The following is a 265-nucleotide window of genomic DNA, read 5'->3' as shown; positions in this document are numbered from 1 at the left end:
AAGGCGCTATTTTATTGTGGTTATTGATGCAAGCTGGTTGGACAGCTGTTGTTGCACTGCGCTCTAAAGCACTACCTTGGGTATTGCGTGCTCGTGTACTTGGTGTGCTTGGCTTTTTAGGTGTTGGCTTTATGATGTACACCTTATTGCTTTCAAGCCCATTTGAGCGTTTATTACCTTATTTTCCGGTAGAGGGGCGCGACTTAAATCCGCTGCTACAAGATCCGGGTATGATCATACACCCGCCGTTACTTTATATGGGTTA

At 45.3% G+C, this 265-nt stretch carries 1 protein-coding gene; it reads left to right on the top strand.

The window, feature by feature from the left end:
- On the top strand, nt 1–265 hold a 265-nt coding region (ccsA, locus tag AAEY62_RS22890; protein ID WP_350636721.1), incomplete at both ends, for a cytochrome c biogenesis protein CcsA.

Source organism: Pseudoalteromonas sp. GW168-MNA-CIBAN-0100 (assembly GCF_040309225.1).
Lineage (GTDB): Bacteria > Pseudomonadota > Gammaproteobacteria > Enterobacterales > Alteromonadaceae > Pseudoalteromonas > Pseudoalteromonas arctica.
This window is presented reverse-complemented; position numbering and strand designations above follow the sequence as displayed.